The 14,804-nt window shown below is 46.4% G+C and carries 23 protein-coding genes; all 23 read left to right on the top strand.

Going from position 1 to position 14,804, the window contains the following annotated elements:
* Positions 1-15 precede the first annotated feature (15 nt).
* The 23 genes from ACESON_RS06810 (at position 16) to ACESON_RS06920 (ending at position 14,803) form a co-directional block, all read left to right on the top strand.
* Positions 16-876, top strand: a complete 861-nt coding sequence (locus ACESON_RS06810; RefSeq protein ID WP_373108995.1) for a hypothetical protein — start codon at positions 16-18, stop codon at positions 874-876.
* The gene (locus ACESON_RS06815; protein ID WP_373108996.1) at positions 877-1,356 is read left to right on the top strand and encodes a hypothetical protein; all 480 of its coding nucleotides are present in this window, start codon (positions 877-879) and stop codon (positions 1,354-1,356) included.
* Positions 1,357-1,498: 142 nt separating this feature from the next.
* Positions 1,499-2,128 carry a phage scaffolding protein gene (locus ACESON_RS06820; protein ID WP_373108998.1) on the top strand — a complete coding sequence of 210 codons (630 nt, stop codon included), beginning with the start codon at positions 1,499-1,501 and terminating at the stop codon, positions 2,126-2,128.
* 6 nt (positions 2,129-2,134) lie between these two features.
* A complete protein-coding gene (locus ACESON_RS06825) occupies positions 2,135-3,085 on the top strand; it encodes a DUF5309 family protein (RefSeq protein ID WP_373108999.1) in 951 nt (316 codons plus the stop codon).
* An 8-nt stretch (positions 3,086-3,093) separates the two neighbouring features.
* Complete coding sequence (locus ACESON_RS06830; RefSeq protein ID WP_373109000.1) at positions 3,094-3,255, top strand: hypothetical protein; 162 nt, start codon at positions 3,094-3,096, stop codon at positions 3,253-3,255.
* Positions 3,256-3,267: 12 nt separating this feature from the next.
* Positions 3,268-3,621, top strand: coding sequence for a hypothetical protein (locus ACESON_RS06835; protein WP_373109002.1), 354 nt, complete (start codon positions 3,268-3,270; stop codon positions 3,619-3,621).
* On the top strand, positions 3,614-3,949 hold the full coding sequence (locus ACESON_RS06840) for a hypothetical protein (protein ID WP_373109003.1): 336 nt from the start codon (positions 3,614-3,616) through the stop codon (positions 3,947-3,949). The genes ACESON_RS06835 and ACESON_RS06840 overlap by 8 nt, the downstream gene beginning before the upstream one ends.
* A complete protein-coding gene (locus ACESON_RS06845) occupies positions 3,946-4,374 on the top strand; it encodes an HK97 gp10 family phage protein (RefSeq protein WP_373109004.1) in 429 nt (142 codons plus the stop codon). The genes ACESON_RS06840 and ACESON_RS06845 overlap by 4 nt, the downstream gene beginning before the upstream one ends.
* Before the next feature lies 1 nt (position 4,375).
* A complete protein-coding gene (locus ACESON_RS06850) occupies positions 4,376-4,777 on the top strand; it encodes a DUF6838 family protein (protein WP_373109005.1) in 402 nt (133 codons plus the stop codon).
* Between the two features lie 3 nt (positions 4,778-4,780).
* A complete protein-coding gene (locus ACESON_RS06855) occupies positions 4,781-5,830 on the top strand; it encodes a phage tail sheath subtilisin-like domain-containing protein (RefSeq protein WP_373109007.1) in 1,050 nt (349 codons plus the stop codon).
* Positions 5,831-5,840: 10 nt separating this feature from the next.
* The gene (locus ACESON_RS06860; RefSeq protein WP_373109008.1) at positions 5,841-6,323 is read left to right on the top strand and encodes a phage tail tube protein; all 483 of its coding nucleotides are present in this window, start codon (positions 5,841-5,843) and stop codon (positions 6,321-6,323) included.
* A gap of 13 nt (positions 6,324-6,336) precedes the next feature.
* A complete protein-coding gene (locus ACESON_RS06865) occupies positions 6,337-6,738 on the top strand; it encodes a phage portal protein (protein ID WP_373109009.1) in 402 nt (133 codons plus the stop codon).
* Between the two features lie 406 nt (positions 6,739-7,144).
* Positions 7,145-8,887, top strand: coding sequence for a tape measure protein (locus tag ACESON_RS06870; RefSeq protein WP_373109090.1), 1,743 nt, complete (start codon positions 7,145-7,147; stop codon positions 8,885-8,887).
* Positions 8,887-9,552 (top strand): LysM peptidoglycan-binding domain-containing protein, encoded by a 666-nt coding sequence (locus tag ACESON_RS06875; RefSeq protein WP_373109010.1) that lies wholly within the window; start codon positions 8,887-8,889, stop codon positions 9,550-9,552. Before ACESON_RS06870 ends, ACESON_RS06875 begins: the two co-directional genes overlap by 1 nt.
* A 12-nt stretch (positions 9,553-9,564) precedes the next feature.
* On the top strand, positions 9,565-10,518 hold the full coding sequence (locus ACESON_RS06880; protein WP_373109011.1) for a hypothetical protein: 954 nt from the start codon (positions 9,565-9,567) through the stop codon (positions 10,516-10,518).
* Positions 10,511-10,789, top strand: a complete 279-nt coding sequence (locus ACESON_RS06885) for a DNA helicase (RefSeq protein ID WP_373109012.1) — start codon at positions 10,511-10,513, stop codon at positions 10,787-10,789. Before ACESON_RS06880 ends, ACESON_RS06885 begins: the two co-directional genes overlap by 8 nt.
* On the top strand, positions 10,789-11,172 hold the full coding sequence (locus ACESON_RS06890) for a DUF2634 domain-containing protein (protein ID WP_373109014.1): 384 nt from the start codon (positions 10,789-10,791) through the stop codon (positions 11,170-11,172). The genes ACESON_RS06885 and ACESON_RS06890 overlap by 1 nt, the downstream gene beginning before the upstream one ends.
* The gene (locus ACESON_RS06895) at positions 11,169-12,203 is read left to right on the top strand and encodes a baseplate J/gp47 family protein (RefSeq protein WP_373109015.1); all 1,035 of its coding nucleotides are present in this window, start codon (positions 11,169-11,171) and stop codon (positions 12,201-12,203) included. The genes ACESON_RS06890 and ACESON_RS06895 overlap by 4 nt, the downstream gene beginning before the upstream one ends.
* Entirely contained in the window at positions 12,190-12,723 is a 534-nt protein-coding gene (locus ACESON_RS06900) for a putative phage tail protein (RefSeq protein ID WP_373109016.1), read from the top strand. The genes ACESON_RS06895 and ACESON_RS06900 overlap by 14 nt, the downstream gene beginning before the upstream one ends.
* Positions 12,720-13,133: a hypothetical protein gene (locus tag ACESON_RS06905; protein WP_373109017.1), complete on the top strand. Its 414-nt coding sequence runs from the start codon at positions 12,720-12,722 to the stop codon at positions 13,131-13,133. Before ACESON_RS06900 ends, ACESON_RS06905 begins: the two co-directional genes overlap by 4 nt.
* The gene (locus ACESON_RS06910; protein ID WP_373109019.1) at positions 13,130-14,170 is read left to right on the top strand and encodes a hypothetical protein; all 1,041 of its coding nucleotides are present in this window, start codon (positions 13,130-13,132) and stop codon (positions 14,168-14,170) included. The genes ACESON_RS06905 and ACESON_RS06910 overlap by 4 nt, the downstream gene beginning before the upstream one ends.
* 56 nt (positions 14,171-14,226) lie before the next feature.
* Complete coding sequence (locus ACESON_RS06915) at positions 14,227-14,430, top strand: hypothetical protein (protein ID WP_177968797.1); 204 nt, start codon at positions 14,227-14,229, stop codon at positions 14,428-14,430.
* A 28-nt stretch (positions 14,431-14,458) separates the two neighbouring features.
* Entirely contained in the window at positions 14,459-14,803 is a 345-nt protein-coding gene (locus tag ACESON_RS06920; protein WP_373109020.1) for a hypothetical protein, read from the top strand.
* Position 14,804: the final 1 nt, after the last annotated feature.

The following is a 14,804-nucleotide window of genomic DNA, read 5'->3' on the forward strand; positions in this document are numbered from 1 at the left end:
TCGAGGGTGCCGGTTGTGCGGTTTGTGATGTGGGGCAAGACGGAGCAGGTGCGGACGAGCGGAGCACAGTTGTTGCCAGAACAAGAGATTTCGAATTACTTTATTACTTTTGCTGGCGATGTGGTAGGAAAAAATACTAAAGATTATTCGAAGATCATTCAAAACACTGAAAATACAACGTACTACATTTTTAGGAAAAATGTAGGTACTCGATTTAGGGCTGCTTATGTAGATGCCATTCCAACTGGAAATACGCCTTGTACTGGAGTTGTAGATGATACGAAAGATAATATAAGCATAACAGTTCCCGCAGGAAAAGTACTAATCATTAACATGGAAGATACAAAAGCGTTTGACGGACTTATGGTGCAAAAAACAAGGGGCAAGCTACCTTATGAACCCTACTCCGGCGGCTTCCCTTCCCCCTCCCCTGACTGGGAACAGCCCATCGAGATAACCGACCAGCCTGTGACCGTCACTGTCAAGGGCGGCACAGAGCAGCAGTCCATCACTCTGATACCGCCTCGCCCATTTACCAAGTGGGACAAGCTGGAAAAGGTGGATGGAGTGTGGTGCTGGGTGTATCAGAGCGAGCATATTCTGTCCTATAACGCAGAAAGCATCACAACAGAATATTTTTCCACTACAGGAGAGCTGAGTGCAGGGGCAGAGGTGTATTACAAGGCTTCTGCACCTGAATCCATCCCCCTCTCCCCATCCGAGCAAGACAAACTCAACGCCCTCACGATGTACGCTCCGGAAACCGAAGTCACCAACACCGGCGGTTGCAACATGGAGCTGACCTACACCGTAGATACAAAATCCTATGTAGACAGTAAAATCGCGGCTATCAGCGCCGCAGTATTGGAGGTATAAATGTACGAGATTGTAAGAAATGTAATCAAATCAAAGAGATACGCCCTCGATGATATGTTAAAGAAAATTGATACCCTCTGGGTGCAGAATGACATCACCGAGGAGCAGAGAAAGGAGCTGGTTGCACTGGCGCAGGCAAACGCAGACCCAGAGCAGTCCAACGCGCCGCTGCAGACCCAGATTAATGAGCTGGCAAAGCAGCAGAGTACACTGAGAGAGACCGTTACCGCCCTGAGTGCGACGGTGCAGAAAATCAAAGAAACTGTAGAGAGCGGCGGTACAGTCGTTCCGGAACCAGAACCGGAGCCGCAGGAAGAATATCCGGCGTGGGAGCCGTACAACGGTATCCCGCCAGTAAAATGGCAGACAGGTTCCAAGTGTACCCACAGCAGCAAGAAGTGGGAATCCATGGTGGATAATAACGTCTGGGAGCCGGGTGCGTTTGGAGTGGGGCCGGAAATTTGGAAAGAAGTAGTTTAATAAAAATTAGTCATAGCTAGTCATAGGCACGCGGGAAACCGGGTGTTATTTTTATGCCGTCTTTCCGGTACCGCAGACGATAAAGAACGGGACATCACCGGACACGACCGGGACAACAAGTGAAGATGAAAGGAATGAAACCATGAAAAAAGAAGAATTAATCGCAAAAGGCCTGACTGAAGAGCAGGTAACGGCTGTAATCGACATCTACACAAACGAGATGAAAGGATTTATCCCCAAGTCCCGGTTTGATGAGGTGAACACGGCAAAGGCAGATCTGGAAAAGCAGGTGGCTGACCGGGACAAGCAGTTAAAGACCTTGAAGGCCGAAGCCAAGGACAATGAAGCTCTCCAGACAAAAATCACTGAGCTGGAAGACGCGAACAAGGCAACCAAGAAAGAGTATGAGGACAAAATCCGCGATATGCGTCTGACTGGCGCTATCAAGGACCAGTTAAAGGATTGCAAGTATCCAGAGTTGGTAGCGGATAAATTTGACCGCACCAAGCTGATTCTGGCAGATGATGGCACAGTGTCTGGACTGTCTGAGCAGTTAAAAACGGTAAAAGAGACCTACAAAGAACTGTTTACCACTCCGATTTCCGGAAAGACACCGGGCAATAATGGCAAGACCCCGCCGCAGGAGGGAGGTTCTTCCGGACGTAGAGAGGAGCTGGAAAAGCTGATTAAGGATCCTGCAACAAGGCTGGCTGACCGGATTGCAGCAAGAAATGAATTATTTCGCCTGGAACAGGCAGAAAGTGAGGAATAACGAATAATGGCAAATCAGAAAGGAACAGGCACGACCTGGAATTTACCCAACTATGCAGGAGATTTATTTACTGCTGATACTACGAACACCCCAATTCTTTCCGCTATTGGCGGTTTGACTGGCGGCGTGCAGACTGATAATTTTGAGTTCCCGACCGATTCTCAGTACTCTCTTCCGGAGGCAGCGCAGCCGGCAATCACTGAGACTGCATCCCTGACCGCACCGCAGGCCGAGGAAATCGTGAGAACCCAGAACACCAATGTAACCCAGATTTTCCACGAGAAGGTATCCATTTCCTATGTTAAGGAGTCCAACCGTGGAAGAATGAGCGGACTGAATACCGCTGGGCAGAAAAACAATGTGCAGTCTACCGAAAAGGATTGGCAGATTGCGAGAAAGCTGGAAAAGATTGCCCGCGATATCGAGTACACCATCATCAACGGCGTGTACGCAAAAGCAACCAGCGCAGATGTGGCAAGCAAGACCAGAGGCCTGCTGGCTCTTTGCGGAGGCGATGGCGGCACAAAAGTAGATGGTAAGAGTGCAGCTTTGACCAAAGCACTGATGCAGCAGCTCTTTAAGGCTATGTATGACGCAGGAGCAATCTTCTCCAATGTGGTTCTGTATGTGGGCAGCACTCAGAAGCAGATCATCACCGATATTTACTCCTACGCACCGACTGACAGAAATATCGGAGGAACCAATATCAAGCAGATTGAGACAGACTTCGGAAACATCGGTATTGCTCTTGACCGTTTTATGCCTCAGACCGCCGTTCTGGCTGCTGAGCTGTCTGTAATGGCTCCGGTGTTCCAGCCGGTGCCGGGGAAAGGCAATTTCTTCTACGAAGAGCTGGCTAAGACCGGCGCATCTGTAGAGGGACAGATTTTCGGTCAGTTTGGTCTGGATCATGGTCCTGCATTTATGCACGGCGCAATCACTGGCCTGAAAGGATAAGGTGAGTTATGGCAGATTTTGATATGAACGGAATCCCGCCGAAAATCCGGGAACTTTTTGAGGAGCGCACAGGCGCAGCCGTTAAGGATGCAGCTGGAGCTACACCTACAAAGGAAGAGTTTAATGCCCTGCTTAAATCCCTTCGGGATGCGGGGCTGATTAAAAAATAGGAGGGATGAGGCATGACAGCAGCTGAAATGAAAAGAGCTGTGGAAAGCAACCTGGGACTTTATCCGGGCGAGAAAGAATTGCTTGTGTCAGATGTCATTCTCTCTGTGTGCGATTATTGCAATCTCCATCCTGAGCGCATTCCGGATGTTCTGGAGCCGGTTGTCCGGAAAAAAGTAAAAGGTATTATCGATTACGAGGCAGCCAACGGTTCCGGGTATCATCCGGAAGTGGCCAGCCTAAAAGAGGGCGATGGTACGATTACCTGGGCGCAGACCGAAGGGAATACCAAGGCAAGCATTTATGAGCTTAATGCAAGCGATAAAGCGGCTCTTAAAAGACACAGGAGGTTGAGAGGTTATGCTTAATCCATATGAAGTGATGTACGATGCCAGAATGACTGTGCAGCGCTGGCGCGAGGTAGAAAAAGGCGGATACGTACGCAATGAGCTTTTTACGGTGGGGGAGAATATCCTCTGCCGCTACAGCTCTTCGGGGCAGGCTGCTGTCGGCACTCCAAACCCGTCCATCCAAAACAGTCACACGCTATTTTGTGGCCTGGAAGCAGATGTGCAGGAGGGCGATAGGATTACTGTGACGATGCATACCGGAAAAACCGTAGATCTTACCCTGGGCGAGTGTCACCCTTATGCCTACCAGTGGCAGTGCGAAGTGAAAAGGGATGATAATGCATGAGCAGCAGTAATTACAGGCGCAATAAGGCAGCCATTGACCAGTACCATAAAGAACTGATGGCTATGCTGGACGATGTCAGAGAAATCGATATTAAGATACTTAACCAGGCAGTCAATGAGGGCATGAGACACGCCAAGGATCAATCTCCAGTAATTACCGGATTTTTTCGTAAAAATTGGCGGTCTGCCCCAGCTGTCCGCACCCGTGACGGCGGCGTGAGTAAAAATCTGGTCAATAGTGCGGATTATGCGTCCTATGTAAATTATGGGCATCGTACGGTAGACAGTGCAGGCAATACTACTGGATATGTCCGTTCTGATGAAGGAGATCATCTACTGGAGAAGACCCTGAATTATGTTTCCAAAAGACTGATTGAGCTTTTCCAAAAAGAAGTGGAGGCGGTACAACATCGACACGATAAATGAATTGTATAAGGCAGCAGCAGAAGGTCTGAAAGCCGTGAAAAGTTGTAAGGTATATCGTGAAGATGTGCCGCAATTTTTCGCAGCTCCTTGCTTTATGGTGACATTATATGATCAGAACCCTTCCCACGGTATTAATGGCCGGCTGAAAAATGCGGTAAGTCTGGATATCCTCTACTTTCCGGAAAACACCGGTCAAGCGCAGCTTCAGGAAGAATGTTGGAATGTTGGCCAGGATTTAACAAGAGAATTTGCAATTCCTGGCTTTAAATTAAAAAATAGGAACTCAAAAATTGAGGATAAGGTGCTGCATTTTTTGTGTGATGTGGATTATCGGGAATTTAAAAACGATACTACACCACAGATGCAGACCATGATTCAGTCTGAGAAAATTAAGGAGGTATAAACCATGGCAGGAACATGGGAAACCCAGAACAAGGTTTTGCCCGGAGCCTACATCAATATCAAAACCAGTGAGCCGCTGTCTATCACTCCGGGGGACAGAGGAACTGTTGTCATTTTGCAGGAAATGACAGTGGGTGAAGATGAAAATCTGTACACGGTTACTGTAACCGAGCAGGGATATCCAGAGGGGGCAGTTGCTTCTGATAAGAAGCTGGTCGTTGAGGCCCTGAAAAAGGCCAAAACAGTGCTGATTTATAAGCTTCCGGATTCCCACACGACAGATTCCATCAACAAAGCACTGGCAAAGCTTAAGACGGTCAAATTTGACGTGTTGTGTTATCCGTACGACACAACTCCAGGGACGGCTACGGCAAATAAAACCGCAATCGCATCCTGGATTAAGACTATGAGAGAGGATGAGGGAGTAAAGTGCCAGGCAGTACTGGCAAATTATGTCGGGGATTATGAGGGCGTTGTTAATGTGGCGCAAGGTGTTGTGATGGCAGATGGCAGCAAGCTAGCAGCTGCTGAAGCTACTGTATGGGTGGCCGGAGCAACAGCTGGAGCAAGCATGACTACATCAAACACCGGCATGAAGTATGTAGGCGCGATTGATGTGGATCCGCGCATGACCAAAACAGAAAAAGAAACTGCGGTAAAGGCAGGCAAGCTGATTTTTGACGTAGACAGCGCCCAGAATGTGACAGTTGTATACGACATTAACTCCCTGACTACGTTTACTCCGGAGAAGTCCAAAGACCTGTCCAAAAACCGCGTAATTCGCACACTGGACAATATTGCGAATGATATTGCATCCATTTTCAAAAGCAACTACATGGGTAAAATCAACAACAATACAGACGGTAGGCTGCTGTTTAAGTCTGCGCTGGTGGATTACTTTGCAGGCCTCCAGAATATGTCTGCAATCGATAATTTTAATCCAGACGATATCACAGTTGCTCCGGGTGATGATATCGATGCAATGTTGGTAGATGTCTATGTTGAGCCTGTGGACAGTGCAGAAAAGCTCTATATGACGGTCAATTTACAGTAGGAGGTAGACCATGGGAAAAGGTAATAATTATACAAAAATTGCTGATCTGGTAACAGGCAGCGAGGGAAGCGCCTACATCACTATTGATGGCGAGAACCGGTATTTTTTCGAGCTCGCAAAGATTGAAGCAAGCATCGAGTTTACTATTATCGCCAAAAAGCTGTTAGGGCATCGAATGAAGCAGCATAAGGTTGTAGGAGCTGAGGGAAAAGGTACTTTGGGCATCTACAATGTCAGTCCCGCTACTCTTGCGATTTACCAGAAATACATCGATGAAGGAAAGACTCCATCTATCAGCATCCAGACTACAAATGAAGATTCCAGTTCAACAATTGGCCGCAGAGTTGTGGTAATGCGCAACTGCATCCTTTCAAAGGTTCCTGTTGCATATCTGGAAGATGGCAGCGAGGACTTAGATTCCAAGGATACAGATTTTACTTTTGATGATGTAGACAACCTGGAATCCTATGTATTCCCGGAAAATATGAGATAAAGGAGATTAGATTATGGGAAGCTTAAGTGCATTTTTAAACCCTGTCAAAACTGAAAACAAGGAAGTTATTATTTCTGACCGGTTCCAGGAGAACGGAGAGCCGGTTCCTTTTGTGATTCGCCCAATTACGCAGGCGGAAAATGAAGAACTGATGAAAAAGCACCGCAAGGTGGATAAACAGGGAGTAGAGATTTTTAATCGCATCCAGTACCAGCAGGAACTGACAGCCACAGCGGTGGTGGAACCGAACCTGAATGATGAAACGCTCCAGAAACAGTATGGCGTGCTGGGAGCATCTAAGCTCTTATCTGCGATGCTTTATGTTGGCGAATACGCAAATCTTCTGGAGCAGGTGCAGAAGCTCTCTGGATTGAACACCAATATTAATGACGACATCGAAGCTGCAAAAAACTGATTAAGCAGGGCGATCCAGAGATTAACTATGCTCATTTCGCCCTGCAAAGGTTACATATCCGCCCGTCCGAACTGGAAAATATGTCCCAGCAAGAGCGGGCGCTTATTTATGCAAGTATTGACCTGCGAATCGAGGAAGAGAAACGGCAAGCAAGTAAAATCGGATAGGAGGTGAGCGGATGCCTACATTAGATGCCATGTTTAAACTGTTGGACGGATACAGTTCCACAATAAAAAGAATCGTTGAGGGGACAGATAGAGCATCTAAGTCTATTTTGGGAGCGAGTAAACGGACGGATGATTTCAATGATTCACTAAAACGGACAGAAGCTGCAACGGCCAGAGCAAGCAACGGTCTATCGCAATTTATTAAAACAGCGGTTGGTTTTGCGGCTGTAAAAAAGGAAATGGATTTGACAGATACGTATACCAACACAAATACAAGACTGGGCATGATTACAAACTCACTGGCAGAACAGCGCAGCCTTCAGAACGATATCTTCGCGGCAGCGAACCGGACAAGAGGTAGTTATACGGAAATGGCCAGTGCTGCATCGAAGATGAGAATGCTTGCAGGGGACAGTTTTGGAAGTAACCAGGAAGCAGTTGCATTTACAGAACTTTTGACAAAATCCATTAAAGTTTCCGGAGCCGGCACAGCAGAACAAAATTCTGCCTTTTTGCAGATTTCTCAGGCTATGGCAGCCGGGCGGCTACAGGGCGATGAATTCCGTTCTGTGATGGAAAATGCGCCCATGGTAGCGAACGCCATTGCTCAGTATATGGGGAAGAGCAAGGGAGAACTGAAGGAGCTGTCCTCTCAGGGACTTATTACGGCAGACATTGTCAAAAATGCCATGTTCCAGGCGGCAGGCGATATTGAAGACAGGTTCAGTAGTATGCCTATGACGTTTGCAGACATTTGGCAAAAGATAAAAAATGATGGCGCTCAGGCGTTTGGTGGGGTGTTTGATAAAGCAAATGCGATACTGAATTCAGCAGGAGCGCAAGCCGCTTTAAATAATCTTATAGGATTGATTTATTGGGCAGGAGAAGCGACAGAAGGTTTTATAGATTTTTGTACTGCTGCTTGGCCTATGGTTTCGCCATTTATATGGGCGGCTGTAGCAGCATTGGGGGCTTACGCATCAGCGCAAATTATATCCAATGGATTATCGTTGATTTCAGCTGCCAGATTTGGTGCCCAGGCGGTAGGTGTTGGAATTTATGCTTTATCTTTATGGGCTACAACAGGGGCCACTTGGGCTGAAACAACGGCGATGCTGGGCCTTAATTCTGCTCTTTATGCTTGTCCTATTGTATGGATTGTGGGATTGGTTTTGATACTTGTGGCCGCTTTTTATGCAGGAGTTGCAGCAGTTAATCATTTTACAGGAGCAACGCTGTCAGGAACCGGAATTATAGGCGGAGTAATAGGGGGTTTTGCTGCAGAGGTTATAAATTATTTTATCGGAATTTATAACGTTATCGCAGCAGTGGCTAATTTTTTTGCTAATGTCTGGAATCATCCTGTGTCTGCAACTAAAATTCTTTTTTATGATTTGGCTGTAACTGTGATTGGATACATGTCAGAAATGGCACGGTCAGTTGAAGCTATTATAAATCGCATTCCTGGAGTAAACGTTCAGATTTCCGCAGGACTGGATCGCTTTAAGGCAAAAATTGAAGGGGCGGCGGCCTCAGCAAAATCTGCTTCTGATTGGAATGAAATTGTGAAGAAAAAAGATTTTGTTAATGGTGCTGATTTTGTCAATAAAGGGTATGGAATAGGAAAAGGACTGGCAGACAGAATTTCTAATCCGTTTTCTGGTTTCATCCCCAATTTGAATGGAGCTGGCGGTATGGATTATTCTCAGTTTTTTACCGCCGGAAATCCAGCGGTCGTAAAAGGCACTGGAAAGGGCGGAGCTGTAAAGGTAGAGGCTGACAGCGAAGATATTGAGTGGATGCGGAAACTGGCAGAACGTGACTACGTTGCACGTATCGCCCAGAATACCCTTGCACCAAATATCCGTGTAGAATTTTCTGGCCCCATCACAAAAGAGACCGATACTGACAGTGTAATGACGCATGTGGTCAACGAGTTAAAGGACATCATTGCCACAGCTCCGGAGGGGGTACCTGTATAATGAGCTATTCAATTTATTTTAAATTTAAGGGCAAAAAGTACAAGCTCCCGGTTAATCCAGAGGAACTAAAGCGAGAACGAAGCATGAATGTGGAGACTTATCGGGTGCTTGGCACCGGGCAGGTCTCCATACCTGTATATAGTGAATTAGAAACTATCAGTTTTGAGGCAGAGTTCCCCAGTCAACGGTATCACTATATGGAATCCGGAGCGAGGGCAGATGCAGATTACTACGAAAAGATGTTCCGGAGAGCGCAAAAGGAACTCCAGCCGGTGCGTTTTATTGCCTCAAACGACATTACAGATGATATCAGTATGATGGTCCTTGTGAAAAGCGTGGAGGCAGTAGAGAAAGCCGGTGAGGAAGGGGATAAGTATCTGACTATTAAGCTGCAGGAGTATAAAGCTCCGGGCAAGCGGTATGTAGCAGTGCCAACCACGGAGAGTACCGCTATCAAGCAGGAGGAAACACCAAAGGAGCCGGAAAGCAATCCGGCGGTAACAGATGACAAAACCCATACGGTACAGTCAGGGGATACGCTGTGGGGGCTGGCAAAGCGGTATTATGGCAATGGCAGCCTGTATCCCAAAATAGTCGCAGCGAATCCAGCCATTAAAAATCCAAATCTGATTTATGATGGTCAGATCTTGAAAATTCCAGCTTAAGGAGGTGAGGTCATGGAATTACTGGTTGAGAGCCAGGGGAGCATCTACGATATCTCCGATATGTGTAAAGACATATCATGGGCAGAATCCCTTAATGATGGGGCGAGCAGCTTGGAAGTGTCTTACTTAAAAAATGGCCTTACCTTACAAAACGGAGATGTCATTAGACTGACGGACAATAATCAGTCAGAGGGCATCTTTTTTGGCTCTGTTTTTAAGGTATCTGGAGACGAGACAGGGACAATTACCGTTAAGGCTTACGACCAGCTTCGGTACACAAAAAACAAAGATATTGTTGTTTTAGAGGGCGGCACCCTTAAGAATCTTGTATCAAATATGTGCACCGCTCTATCTCTTACGCCTGGGACCATAGAGGATTCAGGTTTTGTTTTGCCGACCATTGCAGACTATGAAAAGACATGGATTGATCATGTTACGCAGGCGGTATCAGACACCCTGATAGGCACACAGGAGTATTTTTGCCTGCGGGATGAATATGGAAAAGTGTGCCTGTGGAATATGCGCAACCTGCAGCTCCCTTTGGTGCTGGGAGATGAGAGTCTGTGCACTGGATATAGTTGGGAAAAATCCATTGATGAGGAGTATTACAACAAAATCAAGGTTGTCTGGAAGGATGAGGCATCTGGAAAAATAGATGTGGGAATGTCCGTTGAACAGACTGCCGTGAACCGGTACGGGCTACTGCAATACCTGGAATCCTCTCCATCCGGGATTGATAACGCAGCCAAGGCGCAGGAACGGGCAAATAACCTTTTAAAACTCTATAATCACGAGCAGGAGACATTGAAATTGGAATGTCTGGGAGATCTCCGGGTGCGCGCAGGAAACAGCATCTATGGCAGTATTGCGGACATCGGATTAAACAGGCGGCTGATTGTAAAAAAGGTAACGCATGATTTTCTTCCGGTTCACAAAATGACAGTGGAGGTGATGGCAGATGGATAAGATTGTAATGACTCAATTTTTTGAGCTGATAAAGACTGTAGTTGATAACTACATGAAAAACAGGAAACCTTCCGCTGTTCTGATTGGGACCTATACCGGAACCGCCGTAATGGTTGGGCAGCTTCCAGTCCCAATGTCCATGATATCCGGCAATATGGTAAAAAATCTGGCTCCAGGCGATAAAGTAAGGCTTTTGCGCAATGACGGCGGGCAAGAGTATTATATCCTGGAGATTGTTGGCAAGCCTTACCAGATTAAGGAGGTGCCCTGATGGCATTGACGATTGATTTGACGGTCAAGGAACAGTCTTACACAGACAGGACGTATAAAATGTCAGATACGCAGATTGCGGGCTTTGTAGACGGTATGGAGGCTCTGAAGCAGAGTATTTATAAAGCTCTATCGACAGAGCAATATGAATACCCAATCTATAGTTTTCAGTACGGGATTGCATGGAAACAGCTGATAGGAGAGGATCGTTCTTATGTCCGGGCAGAGCTTCGCCGGATGGTGGAGGAGTTGCTTATGCGCGATGATAGAATCCAGTCAGTAGATAGCTTTGAGTTTTCTTTTTCCGGCGATTCCTGTCACTGCTCTTTTGATGTATCCAGTATTTACGGAGATATCAGGGTAACAACGGAGGGCAAGATATGACAAAAATGACGTATGAAGAGCTGGTGCAGGCTCTTCTCGACAGAGTTAAAAATGATGTAGATAAGCGCGAGGGCAGTGTAATTTTTGATGCGATTGCTCCATGCGCTTATTTTCTTACCCAGATGGGATTTCAACTGGAGAATTTTCTTGACTTGGTTCTTCCAGATACAGCTGTTGGGGAATATCTGGACAGAGCAGTTGGAGGGTGGGGCATTATCCGCAAACCTGCAACGACAGCAATGCGCAAGGTAGAGACGTCTGCATCAGTCCCAATAGGGAGTTTATGGGGGATAAATGAGCTGGTGTATCGGATTGACCGGATGGACAGTACAAACGTGTATCATGCTACCTGTACGACAGTAGGGGATAAAGGAAACCAGTATTCCGGCCAGTTACAGCCTATTACAAATGGCATTGTAGGGATTACAGCAAACCTGACTGATATTATCACGCCAGGAACAGACACGGAGAGCGATGAAGCATTAAGGCAGCGGTTTTACGTTAAGGCACAGCTTCCGGTTACATCCGGAAATGCAAATCATTACATCCAGTGGGCTCTGGAGGTGCCAGGGACCGGGGCAGCCAAGGCAATGCCGCTTGATGGCGGTCCCGGGACCGTGACAGTTCTAGTTGTGGATGATAAAAAAGCGATATCCAGCGGGATTGTACCAAAAGTGCAGTCCTATATCGATACAGTGCGCCCTATTGGGGCCACGGTAACAGTACAATCGCCACAGGCTCTTACAATCAATGTGACAGCCAATATTCTGTTAGATAAAAGCCGTACAGCGTCAGAGATAAAGCAGGACTTTGAGGCAGCGCTGGATGAGTTTTTAAAGGACATGATTTTTGAAAATTACCGTGTAAGCTATGCAAAAATCGGAAATTTGTTGCTGGACATCCCTGGTGTGGAGGATTTTGACACGCTGCTGATTAACGGCAAAAACGGGAATGTAACAGTTGGATCCAAGCAAATCCCGGTTAAGGGGACTGTATCGTTATCGGAGGTGAGCATGGTTGGAACTGATTAAATTACTGCCAGATTATTACCAGGACAACGAAACAATGGCCACATTGCAGAGCGTGTTATCAGAGGAGACGGATAAGCTGGATGCAGAGCTTAAAATCACAGTCAATCAGTGTTTTCCTCAGCTGGCTACAACACTGCTTTCCAGATGGGAGACAATCCTTGGTATTAAGACAGACGGTTCCCTAAGTGATACTTCCCGCCAGGAGCAGATTTTGGCAAAGTTATCTGGAACCGGAACTACAACAAAGCAGATGATCAAGGATGTAGCAGAAAAGTTTTCTGGTGCTGAGGTGGAGGTAATTGAGGATAATGCTAACAGCAGATTTTATATCCGCTTCGTGGGGCAGCTTGGTATCCCGGAAAATATGGCGGGATTAAAAGCGGCTATTGAGGATGTTAAGCCAGCTCATCTGGAAGCGATATATGAGTATATCTACAATACATGGCAGGATGTAACAGAGATGACATGGCAGAGAGCATCTGGGTATACCTGGCAATCTATCAGGGAGGTGAAAACGTGAAATATACCGGAAGTTACAATCTGGCAAAACCAGATCCAACAGACCTTGTTGATATCAGTGTGATTAACAGTAACATGGACAAGATTGATAAAAATATGAAATCGGTTGAGACTGCGGCAGCCAAAGCGAACCGAGTAGTGGAAATTACCCTATATGCGTCTCGCTGGGTAGGTTCCTCGGCTCCTTATAGTCAGACAGTATCCGTCCCTGGGCTGAAATCAACGGATATTATTCGTGTGATGTCTGCAGTTACATCCAGCACACCATTATCATCCATTGATACCTGGGAAAAAATGGCGTCCATGGTAAAATTTGGCATAGCGCAAAACGGGCAGGCTATTTTTTATTGCCCCAAAAAGAAACCAACGTCTGATTTTAAAATGAAACTTGTGGGGGTGAGTAGTACATGAGTGATATTTTGTTTCCTGTTTCTGGAGGTGGTGGTGGAAATCTGGATGAAATTACAGCTTCCGCCGAATACGTAAAAAGTCCTTACACGTTTATGAACAGCGAAGGAGACATCGAAGAGGGAACGATGGTCGATCGTGAAAACTGGGGAGCTGCAGTTGGGATGAACGACCGCGTTACTGTCCCGGAAGGGTATCATGATGGATCCGGGGAGGTTTATGGCCCTACAGTGACCCAACGAGGAGCATGGACATCCAGGCTGGGAATTAATGGAAAAGCGATGATTCCAGAGGGATACCACAACGGAAATGGTTATGTTGACCAGGACATATCAACACTTGGTGAGCAGAAAGTAGTACCCAAACTGTCAAGACATACTCTTTGGACAGCCAATCAATATATGACTGGCAATGTGATTATTGAGCCCATTCCAAACCAAAAAAATGCAGCTACAAAAGCACTGAGTAATGGTGTGAATTCTCAGGGGTTATATTTTTACATTCCAGAAGGGTATTACCTCCCAGATGGAACAGGTAACAGCTGGGTATACCAGACACTTGCTGAGGTGGCAAAAGCTCTTGGCATCACCGCCGACAAGGTAAAAAAAGGAGTAACACTGTGCGGGGTGGTGGGTACATTTGAGGGATACGTAGCCAATGCAAACGACCTGTACTATCGCGGAATCTATAACAACCCCATGAATTTAGAAAATTCCAACATGGAGTTTCGATCGGACTGTATTGCCTTCCCAACACTTTATACTTATTATTTGCATTTCACAAATCCTGTAAATTTATCTGCTTACAGTAAGTTGATAGTTGAGGATGCGCGAAGCGGTGTGTTTACAACAAGTTATATAGATAGGCAGCGTTTATGTGTGGGTTCATCGGTCAAGCCAACTACAATTAAGTCGGTGCCCACATCCGTCAGCGGTAAATCACTGGTATTTGACATATCGTCGCTGCAAGGCAGCCAGTATATTCGGCTGGGATTATATGTAGCATCGAACGCGCAGATCATTCGTATCCGCTTAGAGTAACTACATTATTAAATATGCACCGGCGCCGCACCGTTACGCGGCAGAAAGGACAAACCATGAGTATCAAACACAAATCTATTACCCCACACGTAAACGCAGGCCCCGCAGTTGGAAAAGACAGCGAGCCGCTGAAAAACCAGGTATTAAGCACTGGAGAGGGTCATGAGTACACCAAGCCTGCAACTCCCGGAAAGCCCCATATTGTCCAGTCTGGACATAAAGAAGGCGGTCCGGGACATAAGGATTGTGACCATGATTAATGATTAAAAATTGACAGGAGGTACTGTAATGCTGACAGACATTGTACAGTACATTTTTTTACACTGGGTGGAGTGGCTATTTTTAGCCATATCCGCCCTTTTGGGTTGGGGCTATCGTCAGCTTACCAAAAGACAAAAAGCCGAAGCAGAGCGAAATACAGCCCTGCACGAGGGAATGCAGGCGCTTCTTCGCGACCGCATTATACAGGCCTACAACCACTATCAGGACAAGCAATACTGCCCGATATACGGAAAAGAGAATGTAAAGCGGATGTATGATGCATACCACACGTTGGGCGGTAATGACGTAGCAACAAAATTAAAAGATACATTGTTAGAAATGCCGGAAGAACTGGCAGAAAGAGAGGAATGAA

It is taken from the genome of Lachnoclostridium sp. Marseille-P6806 (genome assembly GCF_964238185.1).
Classification (GTDB): Bacteria; Bacillota; Clostridia; order Lachnospirales; family Lachnospiraceae; genus Brotaphodocola.

What these genes read in the sequence shown, in the direction of transcription:
- ACESON_RS06815 (WP_373108996.1), top strand. Translation starts at nt 877, where the DNA reads ATGTACGAGATTGTAAGAAATGTAATCAAATCAAAGAGATACGCCCTC.
- ACESON_RS06820 (WP_373108998.1), top strand. Translation starts at nt 1,499, where the DNA reads ATGAAAAAAGAAGAATTAATCGCAAAAGGCCTGACTGAAGAGCAGGTA.
- ACESON_RS06825 (WP_373108999.1), top strand. Translation starts at nt 2,135, where the DNA reads ATGGCAAATCAGAAAGGAACAGGCACGACCTGGAATTTACCCAACTAT.
- ACESON_RS06830 (WP_373109000.1), top strand. Translation starts at nt 3,094, where the DNA reads ATGGCAGATTTTGATATGAACGGAATCCCGCCGAAAATCCGGGAACTT.
- ACESON_RS06835 (WP_373109002.1), top strand. Translation starts at nt 3,268, where the DNA reads ATGACAGCAGCTGAAATGAAAAGAGCTGTGGAAAGCAACCTGGGACTT.
- ACESON_RS06840 (WP_373109003.1), top strand. Translation starts at nt 3,614, where the DNA reads ATGCTTAATCCATATGAAGTGATGTACGATGCCAGAATGACTGTGCAG.
- ACESON_RS06845 (WP_373109004.1), top strand. Translation starts at nt 3,946, where the DNA reads ATGAGCAGCAGTAATTACAGGCGCAATAAGGCAGCCATTGACCAGTAC.
- ACESON_RS06855 (WP_373109007.1), top strand. Translation starts at nt 4,781, where the DNA reads ATGGCAGGAACATGGGAAACCCAGAACAAGGTTTTGCCCGGAGCCTAC.
- ACESON_RS06860 (WP_373109008.1), top strand. Translation starts at nt 5,841, where the DNA reads ATGGGAAAAGGTAATAATTATACAAAAATTGCTGATCTGGTAACAGGC.
- ACESON_RS06865 (WP_373109009.1), top strand. Translation starts at nt 6,337, where the DNA reads ATGGGAAGCTTAAGTGCATTTTTAAACCCTGTCAAAACTGAAAACAAG.
- ACESON_RS06870 (WP_373109090.1), top strand. Translation starts at nt 7,145, where the DNA reads ATGGATTTGACAGATACGTATACCAACACAAATACAAGACTGGGCATG.
- ACESON_RS06875 (WP_373109010.1), top strand. Translation starts at nt 8,887, where the DNA reads ATGAGCTATTCAATTTATTTTAAATTTAAGGGCAAAAAGTACAAGCTC.
- ACESON_RS06880 (WP_373109011.1), top strand. Translation starts at nt 9,565, where the DNA reads ATGGAATTACTGGTTGAGAGCCAGGGGAGCATCTACGATATCTCCGAT.
- ACESON_RS06885 (WP_373109012.1), top strand. Translation starts at nt 10,511, where the DNA reads ATGGATAAGATTGTAATGACTCAATTTTTTGAGCTGATAAAGACTGTA.
- ACESON_RS06890 (WP_373109014.1), top strand. Translation starts at nt 10,789, where the DNA reads ATGGCATTGACGATTGATTTGACGGTCAAGGAACAGTCTTACACAGAC.
- ACESON_RS06895 (WP_373109015.1), top strand. Translation starts at nt 11,169, where the DNA reads ATGACAAAAATGACGTATGAAGAGCTGGTGCAGGCTCTTCTCGACAGA.
- ACESON_RS06910 (WP_373109019.1), top strand. Translation starts at nt 13,130, where the DNA reads ATGAGTGATATTTTGTTTCCTGTTTCTGGAGGTGGTGGTGGAAATCTG.
- ACESON_RS06915 (WP_177968797.1), top strand. Translation starts at nt 14,227, where the DNA reads ATGAGTATCAAACACAAATCTATTACCCCACACGTAAACGCAGGCCCC.
- ACESON_RS06920 (WP_373109020.1), top strand. Translation starts at nt 14,459, where the DNA reads ATGCTGACAGACATTGTACAGTACATTTTTTTACACTGGGTGGAGTGG.